At 59.0% G+C, this 15887-nt stretch carries 14 protein-coding genes; 8 read left to right on the top strand and 6 right to left on the bottom strand.

The genetic code is table 11. The features are described from left to right. Positions 1-40: 40 nt before the first annotated feature. The 3 genes from gnd to dnaA form a co-directional block, all read right to left on the bottom strand. On the bottom strand, positions 41-925 hold the full coding sequence (gnd, locus tag AC5RTE_RS15365; protein WP_494042244.1) for a phosphogluconate dehydrogenase (NAD(+)-dependent, decarboxylating): 885 nt from the start codon (positions 923-925) through the stop codon (positions 41-43). Positions 926-1044: 119 nt separating this feature from the next. Next, positions 1045-2169, bottom strand: a complete 1125-nt coding sequence (gene dnaN, locus AC5RTE_RS15370) for a DNA polymerase III subunit beta (protein ID WP_494042245.1) — start codon at positions 2167-2169, stop codon at positions 1045-1047. Between the two features lie 522 nt (positions 2170-2691). Next, positions 2692-4113 (bottom strand): chromosomal replication initiator protein DnaA, encoded by a 1422-nt coding sequence (dnaA, locus tag AC5RTE_RS15375; protein WP_494042246.1) that lies wholly within the window; start codon positions 4111-4113, stop codon positions 2692-2694. Between the two features lie 467 nt (positions 4114-4580). Between dnaA and rpmH the strand changes: the two genes are divergently transcribed. From rpmH to AC5RTE_RS15415, 8 genes are all read left to right on the top strand, one after another. Next, positions 4581-4718, top strand: coding sequence for a 50S ribosomal protein L34 (gene rpmH / locus AC5RTE_RS15380; protein ID WP_003800212.1), 138 nt, complete (start codon positions 4581-4583; stop codon positions 4716-4718). 39 nt (positions 4719-4757) lie between these two features. After that, the gene (gene rnpA / locus AC5RTE_RS15385) at positions 4758-5168 is read left to right on the top strand and encodes a ribonuclease P protein component (RefSeq protein ID WP_494042247.1); all 411 of its coding nucleotides are present in this window, start codon (positions 4758-4760) and stop codon (positions 5166-5168) included. Continuing rightward, complete coding sequence (yidD, locus tag AC5RTE_RS15390; RefSeq protein WP_494042248.1) at positions 5161-5556, top strand: membrane protein insertion efficiency factor YidD; 396 nt, start codon at positions 5161-5163, stop codon at positions 5554-5556. The genes rnpA and yidD overlap by 8 nt, the downstream gene beginning before the upstream one ends. A 15-nt stretch (positions 5557-5571) precedes the next feature. Next, complete coding sequence (gene yidC, locus AC5RTE_RS15395) at positions 5572-6552, top strand: membrane protein insertase YidC (RefSeq protein ID WP_494042249.1); 981 nt, start codon at positions 5572-5574, stop codon at positions 6550-6552. Further along, a complete protein-coding gene (locus tag AC5RTE_RS15400; protein ID WP_494042250.1) occupies positions 6552-7076 on the top strand; it encodes a Jag family protein in 525 nt (174 codons plus the stop codon). Before yidC ends, AC5RTE_RS15400 begins: the two co-directional genes overlap by 1 nt. 63 nt (positions 7077-7139) lie before the next feature. Continuing rightward, on the top strand, positions 7140-7790 hold the full coding sequence (gene rsmG / locus AC5RTE_RS15405; protein ID WP_494042251.1) for a 16S rRNA (guanine(527)-N(7))-methyltransferase RsmG: 651 nt from the start codon (positions 7140-7142) through the stop codon (positions 7788-7790). 89 nt (positions 7791-7879) lie between these two features. Further along, a complete protein-coding gene (locus tag AC5RTE_RS15410) occupies positions 7880-8947 on the top strand; it encodes a ParA family protein (protein WP_494042252.1) in 1068 nt (355 codons plus the stop codon). 65 nt (positions 8948-9012) lie between these two features. Beyond that, positions 9013-10347: a ParB/RepB/Spo0J family partition protein gene (locus AC5RTE_RS15415; protein ID WP_494042253.1), complete on the top strand. Its 1335-nt coding sequence runs from the start codon at positions 9013-9015 to the stop codon at positions 10345-10347. A gap of 984 nt (positions 10348-11331) precedes the next feature. Here AC5RTE_RS15415 and AC5RTE_RS15420 read toward each other — a convergent pair. From AC5RTE_RS15420 to trxB, 3 genes are all read right to left on the bottom strand, one after another. Beyond that, positions 11332-11511 (bottom strand): hypothetical protein, encoded by a 180-nt coding sequence (locus tag AC5RTE_RS15420; protein ID WP_494042254.1) that lies wholly within the window; start codon positions 11509-11511, stop codon positions 11332-11334. A 2998-nt stretch (positions 11512-14509) separates the two neighbouring features. Further along, positions 14510-14836, bottom strand: coding sequence for a thioredoxin (gene trxA / locus AC5RTE_RS15425; protein ID WP_104043843.1), 327 nt, complete (start codon positions 14834-14836; stop codon positions 14510-14512). Between the two features lie 35 nt (positions 14837-14871). After that, positions 14872-15828, bottom strand: coding sequence for a thioredoxin-disulfide reductase (trxB, locus tag AC5RTE_RS15430; RefSeq protein WP_494042255.1), 957 nt, complete (start codon positions 15826-15828; stop codon positions 14872-14874). Positions 15829-15887 lie beyond the last annotated feature (59 nt).

Raw genomic sequence — 15887 nt, forward strand, 5'->3', positions numbered from 1 at the left:
GTTCGGCAATTCTGGGAACCTAAGGAGCTCCCCGTGGTGGCTACTTGGCGGGACGGGTTGCGTGTCCACCGAACTGGTGGCGCAGGGCGGACACCATCTTCATGGCTGGGGAGCTGTCCTCACGCGATTCGAAGCGTGCGAAGAGCGCAGCGGTGATGGCCGGCGCGGGAATGGCGTTGGCAATCGCTTCTTCCACGGTCCACCGGCCCTCACCCGAGTCCTCGACGTAGTCGTCGATGTTCTGCAGGCCCGGATCTTCGTCCAGTGCCTTGACCAGGAGGTCGAGCAGCCAGGAACGGACCACGGTGCCTTTTTGCCAGGCACGGAAGGTGCCCGGCAGATCGGTGATGATGTCCTTGGAAGCGAGCAGCTGGTAACCCTCGGCGTACGCCTGCATGAGGCCGTACTCGATGCCGTTGTGCACCATCTTCGCGTAGTGGCCGGCGCCAACACCGCCCACGTGGACAAAGCTGTCTTCGCGTTCACCCTCAGGACGCAGGGCGTCAAACACGGGAAGAGCGCGTTCAATGTCGGCTGCATCGCCGCCCGCCATCAGCCCGTATCCGTTCTGCAGTCCCCAGACGCCGCCGGAAACGCCGCAGTCCGCGAAACGGATTCCCTTGGCGGCGAGGAGTTCCCCGTGCTTTTGGTCTTCAGTGAAACGCGAGTTGCCGCCGTCGATCACGAGGTCGCCCTCATCCAGTTTTTCGCTGAGTTCCCTGATCACGGCGTCGGTGATGTCGCCGGCGGGAACCATCACCCAGATAAGCCGTGGACTGGGAACCGCGGCGAGGAGCTCATCAATGGAGCCGGCGTCGGTGACGTCCGGATTGCGGTCGTACCCGGTGACGTCCACACCCCCCTTGCGCAGGCGTTCGCGCATGTTGAACCCCATTTTGCCGAGGCCGATCAGTCCGATGTGCACGGTGGATCTCTTTTCTGCGCTGGTGGGAGGGTGAGTAGTCCAACTGCGTGGGCCGACGCCGCCAGGGTTCCCTGGATGGAAGCCGATGGGGACTTGCGGGGCGGGCGTGGCGGCAGGGACTAGTTGGGGAGGCGGACCGGCATCACGAGGTAACGGTAGTCGTCCTGGTCTTCGCCGTCAGCGTCTGCCTGGGCGGTGATCATTGCGGGCTTTGGTGCTGCCGTGAATGAGAACCGGACAAATTTGGTTTCAATAACGCTCAGGCCCTCCACCAGGTAGTGGGGGTTGAACGCGACGGTGATGTCATCACCGGAGAGCTGGGCTTCCAGTTCCTCGGACGCCTGGGCGTCTTCACCGGTGCCGGCGTCAAGGTTCAACAGACCCTGGGTGAAGGCCAGCCGGACAGGCGTGTTGCGTTCAGCCACCAGTGACACGCGCCGTACCGCTTCAACGAGTTCCTGGGTCTGCACGGTTGCGTGGATTGGAGTTGAATCCGGGAAGAGCGAGCGGATCTTCGGGTAGTCCCCATCAACCAGCAGCGAGGTGGTGGTACGTCCACCGCTTTCGAACCCGATCAAGCGGCTTTCGTCATCTGCGAGAGCGAGGTGGATATCACCGCTGTTGCCAAGGGTTTTAGCTACCTCGTTCAAGGTCTTGGCCTTGACCAGGGCACTGGTGGAGATTCCCGGATTCACCGGCTTCCACGGCACCTCACGCATGGCAAGACGATAGCGGTCCGTGGCCAAGAGTGTGATGAGGTCATCCTCGATCTCCATCCGAACCCCGGTGAGGATAGGCAAGGTGTCATCCTTGCTGGCTGCAATGATCACCTGGGAGACCGCCTGGGCAAAGGCGTCACCCGGAACTGTTCCACTGACGGTGGGAAGTGATGGAAGCGGCGGATATTCAGCTTCAGGCATCGTCGCCAGGTGGAAGCTGCTTCGGCGGCAGGTCAGTGTGACCTTGTTGCCGTCCGTCTCGACGTCGACAGGGGCTGAGGGAAGGCTGCGGCAAATGTCCGCGAGGAGGCGGCCGGAAACCAGGATGGTGCCTTCGTCACGGATATCTGCCGCAATCTCCAAACGGGCGGAGGTCTCGTAATCAAAGCTCGAAAGGCTGACAGTCCCTGCTTCGGCCTTCAAAAGCAGGCCGGAAAGGACGGGGACAGGCGGCCGCGGAGACAACGATCGGGCTGTCCACGTGACGGCTTCTGCCAGGACGTCCCGATCGACTCTGAACTTCACGGAAGGGTGCCGCCTTTCATTGCTGCTGCGATGGTGTTCCGGAAACTTCCCGCAGGAAGCCCCCAAAGGAGTTGTTCCGACACCTGAACCTGCATGGTCCGTGCTGCCTTGACCACGCAGAAACCCAAGGATGGGAGCGCTGCTGACAGCTTAGCCGGAAGATCAGCGATTAACCCATCCCCCGATTGTCCCCGTCAGGTCCCTCGGGGCCGTCGGCCCTGGTGCGGGGCAGGAGAACGAACTTGTTATTTGAGGGATTTCAAATTTTTGGGATTAGTAGTGTTAATAACTGCTGTGGAAACTGTGGATAACCTCCTCCGGGCGCAGGATCCGGCGGTTAAGCCCTGTTCATGAGCTGTGGGCGGAGCAGGTTTTAAACAGGGTGTGGATGGGGACAACTTTTTTGGCCGTTTTTCGAATCCACAGGCGCCTTAAGGGTTTTAAGCCCATTAACCGCCGTTGTCCCCTTAACTATCCACAGGCTTATCCACATGCATCTGTTAATAAGGTATAGAGGCGAGGTCAGGAATCGCGCTGCTGCTGCTTGATCCGGTTGGTCAGCTCTGTCACCTGGTTGTAGATCACACGGCGCTCGGCCATGAGTTCGCGGATCTTGCGGTCCGCGTGGATCACAGTGGTGTGGTCGCGGCCGCCGAGCTCCTGGCCGATCTTGGGAAGCGACATGTCCGTCAGTTCCCGGCACAGGTACATGGCGATCTGGCGGGCGGTGACGAGGGTCCTGGTGCGGGACTTGCTGCAGAGCTCTTCCATGCTGAGCTTGAAGTAGTCCGCAGTCTGCGTGAGGATCTGGCTCGACGTGATCTCCTGGGCGCCGTCGTCGGTGATGAGGTCCTTGAGGACCATCTCGGCGAGGGCCACATCAACGGGCTGCCGGTTCAGGCTGGCGAAGGCAGTAACCCGGATCAGGGCGCCTTCAAGTTCACGGATGTTGCTCGAGATTTTGGACGCGATGTATTCCAGGGCGTCATCCGGCGCCGAAAGGCCTTCACTCAGGGCCTTTTTGCGCAGGATGGCGATGCGGGTCTCGAGCTCCGGCGGCTGGATATCCGTCAGCAGGCCCCATTCGAAGCGCGATTTCATGCGGTCCTCGAAACCGGCGAGCAGTTTGGGCGGCTGGTCCGAGGTGATGACCACCTGCTTGTTGTTGTTGTGCAGCGAATTGAAGGTGTGGAAGAACTCCTCAAGCGTCCGGTCCTTGCCGGCGAGGAACTGAATGTCGTCAATCAGCAGCACATCCACGTTGCGGTACGTGGTCTTGAAGCTGGCGCCTTCATCGTCGCGGATGGAGTTGATGAAGTCGTTCGTGAATTCCTCTGAATTGACGTAGCGGACGCGGATTCCGCTATACAGGCGCCGGGCATAGTGTCCGATCGCATGCAGCAGGTGTGTCTTCCCCAGGCCGGAGTCACCGTAGATGAACAACGGGTTGTACGCCTTGGCCGGCGCTTCAGCCACTGCGACGGCCGCTGCATGGGCGAAGCGGTTGGAGGAACCGATAACGAAAGTGTCGAAGACGTACTTCGGGTTCAGGCGGCCGAACTCGTGGGAGGTACTGGGCAGCATGGGCTGCGGCTTCTGCTCGATGAGCTGGTCCGGCGAGAAGGAAGGTTCGACGACGGGTTCCGGCTCTACGTGCACAGGCACCAGATCGGTGTCCACGTCGATGGCACAGCGGATGTCCTCGGAGAACACGTTGTGCAGGGCGTCATCCAGAGCGTCCTTGACCTGGGTCTGCAGCACTTCGCGGGTGAGCTCATTGGGAACGGCAACCAGCAGGGTGGAGCCAATCAGGCCCTGGGCCTGGGCCAGGATGACAAAGCCACGCTGCCGCGGGGTAACGCGGTGGTCCTGCTCCAGCAGGGTGATCACGCGCCGCCAGGAACTTCCGACAGTATTGGCGTGGTTGGCTTCGTCTACTGTCATCAATCGGTTCCCTCAAAACTTGCTTTGCCTGCATTGCCTGCAGCCGCAAGTCTTGAACCAGGAGGGGCTCAGCTTCATCCACAGGGTTATGCACAGCACGTGGATAATCGGCTACTGGGCAACTCTAGGGGATGAAAAGCCTAGAAGATAGCTGGCAAGTAGCTTGTGGATAATTACACGGCTGTTGTTCTGAAAACGGGGCTGTGAGCCACTTCATCCACAGGCTGGAAGGGCTGCTTGGCCACAGTTGTGGATACTGCTGCGGCCCTGCTCCGGTTTGACTCGGGGGTTCAAATTGCCCTAACGTTGTGAAGTCCTTTGTGTCCGCTTTTTGGCCCCATCTGAATCTCTCAGACGCAGTGCGTTTGAGCAGCCGGGGGAAGCGTGCATATACAAAACTTAGCGTCGGCCAGTTCTTCCCCTTACTGATCGGGTGGGCGCACCTTTGATCCACTGGAGTAACTAACGTGAGCAAGCGGACTTTTCAGCCGAATAACCGCCGTCGAGCCAAGAAGCACGGCTTCCGCCTTCGTATGCGTACCCGTGCCGGTCGCGCCATCCTGGCAGCCCGTCGTGGCAAGGGCCGTACCGAGCTGTCGGCGTAAATACTGACTCGTCGGTAGACATTTCTTTGCGAGTTTAAGGTGCTGGCCACCCGCAACCGTTTGAGGACTGCAACCGATTTTTCAACAACTGTACGTTCCGGTGTCCGCAATGGACGCCGGAACGTAGTGTTATATACGGCAGCCATTGCTGCTGACGAACCAAGCCGGATCGGGTTCATCGTTTCCAAAGGTGTCGGGAACGCTGTGGTCAGGAACCTCGTTAAGAGGAGACTGAGAGAAGCAGGTGCTGCCTCGCTGCGCGAGTACGGTACCGGGTTTGCCATAGTGGTCCGGGCGCTTCCTGCGTCCGCGTCCGCAAGCTGGGATCAGCTGTTGTCGGATTACAACGCCGCACTGGCAGCGACTATGACCCGGCTGGCTGGCCGCCCTGCACGGGCTGCTGCTAACGGTTCGGCCGATACAACACAGGAGGGGACACTGCGTGCGTAACGCCACCGCCGTCGTCGTCACCTATCTCCTTCCTGCTGCTGCCGCTGCCGGGAGGTTCCTCTGGAACCTGCCCCGCAACACTCTTATCCTTTTGCTGACTGCCTACCGCAAGGTGATCTCTCCCTTGTACGGCCAGGTCTGCCGATTCTTCCCTTCATGCTCGGCCTATGCCCTTGAAGCTGTTACCGTCCATGGCGCCGTCAAGGGGAGCTGGCTGGCCGCCCGCCGCCTCGGCCGCTGCCATCCATGGAACGCCGGTGGTGTGGATCATGTCCCCGCCGGCCACCGGGAATGGCCTGCCAGCCAGACCCCCACAATTGTTGTGCTGAACAACCCGGACAAGTACCTGGCTGCTCGGACTGATGGAGAAGGCCGCACTGCGGCCTGACGAATAGGGATAAGTATGGACTTCTTTGAAACAATCATGTTTCCGTTCAAGTGGCTTGTGTCCATCATCATGGTGGGCTTCCACGAGGGCCTGACTGCTATTGGCCTGCCTGAGGCCTCGGGCTGGACCTGGACGCTGTCCATCATCGGGCTGGTGCTGGTGATCCGTGCCGCCCTTATCCCCGTCTTCGTCAAGCAGATCAAGGCACAGCGCGGCATGCAGCTGCTGCAGCCGGACCTGAAGAAACTTCAGGACAAGTACAAGGGCAAGACCGATCAGCTGTCCCGCCAGGCCATGGCGCAGGAACAGATGGCGATGTACAAGAAGCACGGGACCAACCCGTTCTCCGCGTGCTTGCCCATGCTGATCCAGATGCCGTTCTTCTTTGCGCTGTTCACGGTGTTGTCCGGTATTTCGACGGCCAGCCGCGAAGGCGAGGGCATCGGCGCCATGAGCCACGAGCAGGTGGTTCAGTTTGACCAGTCCACCATTTTCGGTGCCCCCCTGTCGGCGACCCTGCTCCATGGCACACCCCCTGGTGGCAACGTGGTGGCAGTCTGGATCCTCTCCATCCTGATGATCCTGGCGATGACAGCTTCGCAGTTCATCACGCAGAAGCAGATTATGGCCAAGAACATGTCTGAAGAGGCCATGGCCAGCCCCTTCATGCGCCAGCAAAAGATGATGCTCTACATCCTGCCCATCGTTTTCGGTGTGGGCGGCATCAACTTCCCCATCGGTGTCCTGATCTACTGGACCACCACCAACCTCTGGACCATGGGCCAGCAGTTCTTTGTCATCCGCCGCATGCCGACGCCGGGATCCCCCGCTGCCAAGGCCCTCGCCGAGCGCCGTGCCGCCAAGGGCCTCCCGGCCCTCTCCATCCTTGGCGGCAAGAAGGACGATGACGCCGACGCCGCTGCGGCCGCTGCTGCCGTGGCACAGGCCAAGGGACAGCGCATCCAGCCACAACGCAAGAACAGGAAGAAGAAGTAATGTCAGCCGAAAGTACCGAACACGCCCTTTCCGATGAGATCATCGACGATCAGGACGAGTCCGCGGCAGAGGACAACTCCGCCCCCAAGGTGTCCTCGGCCAGCCGGCTCGAGGAAGAGGGCGACGTTGCAGCTGATTACCTCGAGGAACTCCTGGACATTGCAGATATTGACGGTGACATAGACATAGAGGTCCGCAACGGCCGCACCTACATCTCGATCGTTACGGAAGAAGAGTCCGACACCCTGGACAGCCTGGTGGGAGAGGACGGCGAAGTCCTGGAAGCTTTGCAGGAACTGACCCGGCTCTCGGTGTTGTCCGCTACGGAGAACCGGTCCAGGTTGGTGCTGGACATCAACGGCTACCGGCAGGAACGCACGGGCCACCTTCAGAAGATCGCCGAAGATGCGGCAGCTGCTGTAAAGGAGACAGGCGAAGCTGTTGCTCTCGAACCGATGAGTGCTTATGAGCGGAAGATCGTTCACGACGCCGTCGCTGATCTGGGCCTCGTGAGCGAGTCCTAGGGCGAAGGCGCCGGACGCCACATTGTTGTATCCGCGGACTAGAGGATTGCTGATTCCCTGATCATGGTTGACATCACTGCAGCTGAGCTTCTGGCGGCTGAAAAGATTTTCGGTGACCGACTGGACCTCGCGAAGCGGTATGTGGAGCACCTGGCCACCTCTGGGACGGAGCGTGGTCTGATCGGGCCACGGGAGATTCCCCGCTTGTGGGGACGGCACGTCCTCAACTGCGCGGTCATTGAGAGTGAGATTGCGCAGGGAAGCCACGTAGCCGACGTGGGCAGTGGCGCCGGGCTGCCAGGCCTTTGCCTTGCAATCGCCCGCCCTGACCTGGAGCTTACCCTGATCGAACCGCTGGAGCGCAGGGTGATCTGGCTGCAGGAAGTGGTCGACGACCTGGACCTCGATAACGTGACCGTCATGAGGACGCGTGCTGAACTTGCCGTCGGGCATGTGGAGGCTGACGTTGTGACGGCACGCGCGGTATCTGCACTGACCAACCTCGCAAGCCTTACTATTCCCCTGCTTGGCGGCCATGGCGAGGTTGTTGCCATCAAGGGCCGCAGCGCGGCCGAGGAGATCGAAAAGGCCGCCAAGGTTATCCGAAAACTGGGGGGCGTTCAGACATCTGTCGTCACGGTGGGCGACAACCTGCTGGAAGAGCCCACCACTGTAGTGCGCATCGTTGTGAACAAGTCCCAAAAGAAGGCCTAGGGTAGGCCCGGCGGCCACAGTCTGCCGGGGTAAGCAGTTAGGCTAGTCAACGGCAGCAAAAACAGCTGAACGAGAGTGAGTGTGCCCCAGTGACCAGTAGCGAAGCCTCCACGCAACGGATACCGCCGTTCGTGTCATTGGGGTCAGCGCGTTCTTTCGCTGGTGCTGCATCCGCTTCGTCAGGTTTTTCGTCTAATCAATCGAAAAAGGTAGCACCGTCTTCGGCGGGCGCCGTTTCACGTGAAACAACGTCTACCGGTAGGGCAAACATCATCGATGCCATAGACGACACAAGTCCAATTGCCCGCGAACTGGCGCACGAGACCCGCAGGCGCGAACGGCTCGTGGGGCGCCAGTTGCCGCGTCCCGAGAAGACGCGCATTTTCACCGTGTCCAATCAAAAGGGTGGCGTAGGCAAGACCACCACCACGGTCAACATCGCCGCCGCCCTTGCCGCTGCCGGACTGAATGTTCTGGTCATTGACATTGACCCCCAGGGCAACGCTTCCACTGCGTTGGGCATAGAGCACCACGCAGACGTGGACAGCATCTATGACGTCCTGATCAACGATGTTCCTCTTTCTGATGTAGTGGCGCAGTGCCCGGATATCGGAAACCTCATCTGTGCACCGGCAACCATTCACCTGGCCGGTGCGGAAATTGAGCTCGTGTCACTCGTGGCGCGCGAGCAGCGGCTACGCAGGGCAATCGATGTTTACGCGAAGACGCGTGAAAAGAAGGGCGAAGAACGCCTGGACTACATCTTCATTGATTGCCCTCCGAGCCTCGGCCTCTTGACGGTCAACGCGTTCTGTGCGGCGAGCGAAGTCCTCATTCCGATCCAGTGTGAGTACTACGCACTGGAAGGGCTGAGCCAGCTCCTCAAAAACATCGAGATGATCCAGAAGCATCTCAACGCTGACCTTGTGGTGTCCACCATCCTCCTGACCATGTACGACGGCCGGACCAACCTCGCTGCCCAGGTTGCCGCCGAGGTCCGCCAGCACTTCCCCGAACAAGTACTGTCCGCGGTGGTGCCGCGCTCGGTCCGCATCTCGGAGGCTCCGAGCTACCAGCAAACCGTGATGACGTACGATCCCTCATCCAGTGGAGCCCTTTCTTACCTGGAAGCCGCTGCTGAAATAGCGGAACGCTAAAACTTCAAGAACTGCAACAACTGGAGCGCGGTAAGGCCGTGCTCTACCACTGGAGGGATTTACCCATGAGCGAGAAGCGACGGGGCCTAGGCCGCGGTTTGGGCGCACTGATTCCGAGTTCCGCCGGTGCGAACGGGGCCGGCAACGGTGCAGCGGTCTCACGGCCCGTCGATCTCTTCTTTCCCGAGGGGCGCAGGAAGACTTCCGAGCCGGAGGAAGTCGATGCTTTGTCGACGCAGGAGTCGGTCCTGAAGGTGACGACGCCGGGTAAATCAGGGTCCATAAAAAGGTCTCCAGCCAAGGCAACCAGCAACTCGCCGGCCAAGACGTCTGCAGCGAAATCATCCGCGCGGCAGGCACCGACGTCAGCCCCCACTCCCGTGGACTCCACTGACGAGCCGGCAGGGAACAGCGCCGGCAGCACTCAGGACGCCGACGAGCCCACCGTAAAGAGTGGGGCTGAGGCATCTGACACCGCCACAACGGACTCGTCAAAGGCGGACCAGGCGGAGCTTGTGGATGCCGCCGCTGGTGATTCGTTTGATTCCTTTGCAACGGACACTGGTGTGGAACTGGTGCAGGTCCCGGGAGTCCGTTTTGCGGAAATACGCGTCTCCGACATCCACCCAAACCGGAAACAGCCTCGTGCGGTCTTTGATGAGGACGACATGGCGGAGCTTGTGCACTCAGTTCGCGAAGTCGGTGTCCTCCAGCCCATTGTGGTTCGGAATTCAACCGAAGTGGGTGGAGAACCGTTTGAGCTCGTCATGGGTGAACGGCGGTGGCGTGCTGTACAGGCCGCTGGACTCGAAACCATCCCCGCCATCATCCGGGACACCACCGATGATGATCTGCTGCGGGATGCACTGCTCGAGAACCTTCACCGAAGCCAGCTGAACCCGTTGGAAGAGGCTGCTGCCTACCAGCAACTCCTTGAGGACTTCGGTACTACCCACGAACAGCTGGCCGACCGCATAGGCCGTTCGCGCCCGCAGGTGTCCAACACCCTCCGGCTTCTGAAGCTGCCTGCTTTGGTTCAGCGAAGGGTTGCGGCCGGCGTGCTGTCTGCGGGCCACGCACGCGCCCTCCTGGCGCTTCCTGACGCAGCTGCGATGGAACGGCTTGCCCAGCGCATTGTGGCCGAGGGAATGTCTGTGCGCGCTACAGAAGAAGCCGTGGCTCTGTACCAAGACCCTGCCAAGCCGGCCAAGAACAACATTCCGCGTCCTGGTGCGCGCCACGAGCGCCTTGATTACCTGGCGTCGTCGCTTTCCGATCGGTTGGACACGAACGTGAAGATCTCGCTGGGCGTTCGTAAGGGCCGAGTAAGCATCGAATTTGCCAGTGTTGAGGATCTTAACCGAATCATGGACGTGCTCGCTCCTGGTTCGGAGAACTAATAGTCCTGGCGCCGGCGTTTTACTGCTTCTAGCGGGTTCCCATAACCCGGTGACAGGCGCGTCTGCTATTGGCTAATGGCAGGAAACTAACGTTGTTCAATGCTCCGCTGCAAGACTTGCAGTGGAGCCTTCATTCAGTTGGGCCCACTCAACGTATGCCTGGGCATCGAGATCAAATTTTCATAGTGCTCGTCTGCGCCTTGTAGGTCCCCGTTATCGGACTACGAAGTCTGCCTCCTTCCATTTGTGGTCGTAGCGACTTTTGGGCTTAGAGTTGCTGTTTCACGTGAAACAGCGGATGCGATTCATGTGGACTGTTGCTCGTTGTGCTTTCGGCCACTAGGGCAGAGCGGCCACGAAGTTTCTCCGTGCTTTTCCGGACAAGAACCGCTGCTGGCGTTACTGGGGGATTGGTCCGGAACTCCCCCAGCACTTATGGCCGGAGTACCGTAAACACGAGGAGGTGCAGCACATGACGCAGACCTGGTCTTTTTCTGCGGTTGGAGATCTACTGCGGATAGTGGCTGCAGCTATATCAATTTCAGGCTTAGCTTTGACTACGATTGCTATCGGCGCGAGCAGTAGCCTCGGTGCAAGGGCGACTAGGGCATGTTCTGGCCCGACGTTCCTTAGAGTGGGCGTAGGTGTTTCACGTGAAACGTTCCTCCGTGATGTGTTTTGAGACGGACACTCGGGCTCGCGAACGTGGAGACTCCTAAGGTGTGAAGCTCTTAGGCTAGTCGCCCAAGGGGAAGGTGCCTACGCCGTCACTGCTACTGGCCTCTCCACAATCAGGGAACGGGTGTTCTTTGCAGGGGGCAACCTAGCTGGCCAGGCTCTTATGGCTGACGCACTCGATTCAGATGCCGTAGCTCATCTTCTTTTGAGTCGACCTGCGGGGTCACCCTAGGTATTAGCGCCAGCGAACACTCCTAGCGAGCTATCCGCAAGTGATGGGGCACCCGCTCACCTAGTCGGGGCGCCTCAATCTATTTGCAGAGATTGAGACAGACAGTCATCGAACTTGCGGTATTCTTGCGATACAGCGCTGCGCGTGCGGCCTGCCCGTACTTTCAGCGGCTGCTCTACGCCGTAGCCGAGCCCTTCACTGCTGCCACGATTAATCCGCATGGCTGTCCCGTGCGCGGGCAAGTCGGCATTCATGCAGGATATTTTCCGCTCAGTTCGGCTAGCCCAATGGTAATAGGCGACATAAGGACGCGGGCACTCTTGGTGACCCGTGCACGTGGCATTTCCCTATTGCGGCCACAAGCCTACCCACCCATCGTTTTTTACGCTCGCTGGGTTTCACGTGAAACATCCGTAGCAACTTTTGTTGTCGTGAAATACGGGTTACAGCTAGCCATTGGAGGGTGCTAAGACATGAACCGCAAAGCGCCAGCGGCGGCTGTCGTGCCCTCAAGTAGAGAGAATCGAAGGGCAGCTGTCCTTCCGCCTAGTGTTGCGTTGAGATCGGTGGTCCCTACTACATCGCAAGGCAGTGGCTGCTGTTATGCCTTCCTCGCGCAGCATTAGTCTTTAGTAGCTCGATAAGGCGCTTGGGTGGTGTTGAACCGTCAGACAGGGTCCTGGATCGCTGTATCTGCCTTAACCGTTCCGGTAGATACACAACAGCAGCGCGCTTGGGCCAGTACCCCCGCAGCTAAGCAGTATTTTGCATTACCAATCCCTCACTGACGGCCGCCGGGACGATGCCCTTATTATTGCTCAAGGATCGACCGGACATTTGGTTCCTGCTGGGGACAAACCAGGTGCCTTGCTGGCCTATTAGCGGGGTCCTTGACAGCGACGTATTGCGGCCTCAGTTCAGCCGCAGAGGAGAGACTGGAAGGCTAGCCACGGCCCTCGACTCAAGCAGTGGTGAGGTGGAGCGGGCCAGCACGTCGACTCACCTTCACCTCCTAGTATTCGCGGGCTACATCTATACATGTCCAGCAATAATCAGTGACTTAGCAGCCGTGGCTTCGTGTGGAAAAGTGCTGTGGATAACACTGTGGATACCTACGGCGACTGACCTGCGCGTTAGCCGGTTTGCGCTTTCGCCCGCCCCACACGTCTCAGGTCGCGTACTCTTACGTGCGTGCCCGTTTCACGTGAAACACGCACCCCATTCACGTGCACAGCTGCCGTTGCCCCGCCGCAACGCCCAACGCAGCTCCTAAGAAGCCGGATTAGGTTTACCAAGGAGCCGGCTTATGCGTTTTCCGGTCCCGGCCTATGCACGGGGCACTCTCACACTCCCGACAGCAGCCGGCCTTAACCCCACAATAAGCACGCGACCTCCGCTGGCAGCGAGGAGTGAGGACCGTAAGACTTCTGACCGATTGTGGATAACTGTGGGGACAAGCGGTAGCTCGCTTGTGGATAACTTTGTGGAAAGAGGCACCCGAGTCTACGAGCAGCGGTGCAGGAGGTTGTCCCAGCGGCAAATGGGCTAGTTTCATTGATGGCAGGGACGGGCGTGCAAGTGGGTCTGGCGTGGACACCCCCTTGCGCCTTGCAGACCATCGCGGTCGAAGTTGCTTACACTGGTCAGCACGATTGCCTTAGAGGCCAGGTAGCTGCATGCCACCCTTTCCCGTGGGCTTAGTCCACTTGTGTGGAGCTGCTCCCAGGCTAGTTCTCTTGTTTAGAACGATCGGCTATAAGCGGGCTTTTCATTACGCATTACGCATAGTACTTCCAGGGGTATATAGCTGCTCAGTGCTCTTTCTCAATCCGGTGGGACAGTGCTGATGATGCGCCGCTGCGCCATCTTCTCAGTAGTGCCTCCAGTGGTCGTGTTTCCGACCAGTCACCTGGTCGTAGTGTCCATCTGTCAGTCGGCGGTAGATCTGTCGCTAGGTTGTTCACCAGAACACCGCTCTTCGCTCTGCCGCAGGCGATGTTCCACGTGAAACCACTTTATTGATGGGTCTCAGCCGAGCATACCGTTGTTGCCGATTGTGGTTTAGTCGCCCGCCCTTGCAGGCCACAACGAGCCGTACGCATGCTCTAAATCCTTTGGTACTGCTGCACTGTCGTTCGACTGTTAGCGGTTTCCCGAAGTAAAGACCAACCCCGGGTCGTGGTTGCAGCTGTGCACACCTCGCGTTTTGGTCCAGCACTTATACAGTTGAGGCACGCCGATAGCAGGGTCAGAAAAAGCAATGATGGGAGGAGTAATTTCGACCCTCAAGGATAAGAGCAGGCCTCCGGTCCATATAACTAAGCTCGCCCCTCCCGTTTTCTTTACTTTAACCGCAGATCATTGCCGCCGCGGAAGGTGCGGTTGCGCTGCTGAATGACTGGTCGTGCTATCGGTCGTACGTCTGCACGTCTTCCGTGTGCAGCGGATGTTGGGACTGTCGAATGTGTGCTGCAAAGAGTGCACTGCCGAAGCGGGCGCCTTAACTCAACGCGCTCCTCTTCCTAGCTGTTTCACGTGAAACGCCGGTGTGTACCTTGGCGCTCAACCTAGTCTTACCCATACAGGGCATGCGAGGTGTGGCAAAACGTCGCACTACTCTGGATGGAGGGTCAGGTGGTCTTGAGTGCTTACAATTACCTGCAATTGGAGGCCACCCAGACGCAAAGAAGCTCCGTGTATGGATCTTTCGTGGGCACCCAGGAGTCTACGCTACTGAGACTCAACAAAGTAGGCGCCGCATGTCGACTCCGCGCGGGTACGAAACGTGCCGCGAATCATCAAAGTGGCCGTCTTTGCTGTTGTGCAACGCCATGTAGGGCATCACCAACTTCCCGCGAAGGGGCGCCGCCGTTTCACGCGAAACATGAGAATGGTGTGCACCGGTGTCCACTCGTTGTGGCGCTGCGAAAAGCTGGAGTAGCTGTGCAGCCGTTGCCAATGACCACTGAAACCGCCCTCTTGTTCCTGTTTCACGTGAAACAGGAAGAGTGGGCCGAGGTACTTATGCACTAGTTCAACGGCGTCCACCGCATTACCAAGAGGCTTCTTCCCTGCCGTGGCGAACCCGCTCTAAGCCCTGGTCAAGGATTAAGACAGAGCTCAAAACTAGCAATCTTCTGCAGTTGCGCCCTTGTCTGAGTGCCAAGGCCATGCCTAGGTACACAAAAAAGTGGCCACCGCTGCGAGGCGGTGGCCACTTCCAAGTACCGGACTTCGTCCGCTGCTGCGCTCCTAGGAAAGGACGTCAGCAAATTCCTTCTCGAAGAACTGCTTTGGCTTTGCCCCGATGACGGTGCTCTTTACTTCCCCGCCCTGGAACAGGTAAACGGCGGGAATCGAAGTGATTCCGTACTCAGCGGCAATACCCGGATTGTCATCGACGTTCAGCTTCACAACGTCAACCTTCTCGCTGTACTCGACAGAAATCTCGTCCAGGATGGGACCCAGCTTGCGGCAGGGGCCGCACCACTCGGCCCAGAAATCCACGATAACCGGCTTATCCGAGGACAAAACGTCCGTACCGAAGCTTGCGTCTGTTACGTCTTTCGCATTGCTCATAGCTTTATCTCTTTTCTCGTGTAGCGCTTACGGACTTAGGCGGGCAGGTCTGCGAGGTAATGCTCAACGTCGAGAGCGGCAACACAGCCGGAACCCGAAGCTGTAATGGCTTGACGGTAGGTGGGGTCGATAACGTCTCCAGCCGCGAAAACGCCCGGCAAACTGGTCCTGGAACTGCGGCCAGCCACGGCAATCGTGCCCTCGGGCGTCAAATCCAGGACGCCCTTAACCAGATCAGTACGGGGGTCATTGCCGATAGCCACGAATACGCCAGTTACGGCCAGGTCGGATACGGAACCGTCCATGAGGTTCTTCAACTTCAGACCGCTGACCTTCTGGTCTCCAACCACGTCTTCCACGGTGCTGTTCCAAACGAAGTTGATCTTCTCGTGCGCCAGGGCGCGGTCAGCCATAATTTTCGAGGCCTTGAGCGAATCACGGCGGTGGACAACCGTTACCGACTTCGCAAACTTGGTGAGGAACAGTGCCTCTTCCATCGCTGAATCTCCCCCACCAATGACCGCGATGTCCTGGTCCTTGAAAAAGAAACCGTCGCAGGTTGCACACCAGCTGACGCCGTGCCCTGACAGCCGCTTTTCGTTGGGCAAGCCCAACTCGCGGTAGGCGGAGCCGGTGGAGAGAATAACTGCCTTTGCCTGGAAGCTCTCACCCGTGGCAATGGTGACTGTCTTTACCGGACCTTCGAGCTGCAGCGAAGTGACGTCCTCGAACTGTATGTCGGTACCGAAGCGTGCTGCCTGCTTCTCGAAGTTCTCCATCAGGTCCGGTCCCATGATGCCCTCCGGGAAGCCCGGGTAGTTCTCCACATCTGTGGTGTTCATCAGTTCACCGCCGGCAGTGACAGAACCTGCCAACAACAGGGGCTTCAGGTTGGCGCGGGCAGTGTAGACAGCTGCCGTGTATCCAGCCGGGCCGGAGCCGACGATGATGACATCACGTACATCTGACGTGGTGCTTTCTGTGATGGTCACGGAACGGTGAACCTCTTCCTTTTTGACGCGCCCCGCTTTGGAGGCCGGCCACATGGCAC

The sequence above is a fragment of the Arthrobacter sp. K41 genome, assembly GCF_059089645.1.

Excerpts from the sequence above, each read along its gene's own strand:
- AC5RTE_RS15415 (WP_494042253.1), top strand. The coding sequence starts at position 9,013 with ATGAGCGAGAAGCGACGGGGCCTAGGCCGCGGTTTGGGCGCACTGATT.
- AC5RTE_RS15420 (WP_494042254.1), bottom strand. The coding sequence starts at position 11,511 with ATGAATGCCGACTTGCCCGCGCACGGGACAGCCATGCGGATTAATCGT.
- trxA (WP_104043843.1), bottom strand. The coding sequence starts at position 14,836 with ATGAGCAATGCGAAAGACGTAACAGACGCAAGCTTCGGTACGGACGTT.
- yidC (WP_494042249.1), top strand. The coding sequence starts at position 5,572 with ATGGACTTCTTTGAAACAATCATGTTTCCGTTCAAGTGGCTTGTGTCC.
- rsmG (WP_494042251.1), top strand. The coding sequence starts at position 7,140 with ATGGTTGACATCACTGCAGCTGAGCTTCTGGCGGCTGAAAAGATTTTC.
- AC5RTE_RS15400 (WP_494042250.1), top strand. The coding sequence starts at position 6,552 with ATGTCAGCCGAAAGTACCGAACACGCCCTTTCCGATGAGATCATCGAC.
- dnaA (WP_494042246.1), bottom strand. The coding sequence starts at position 4,113 with ATGACAGTAGACGAAGCCAACCACGCCAATACTGTCGGAAGTTCCTGG.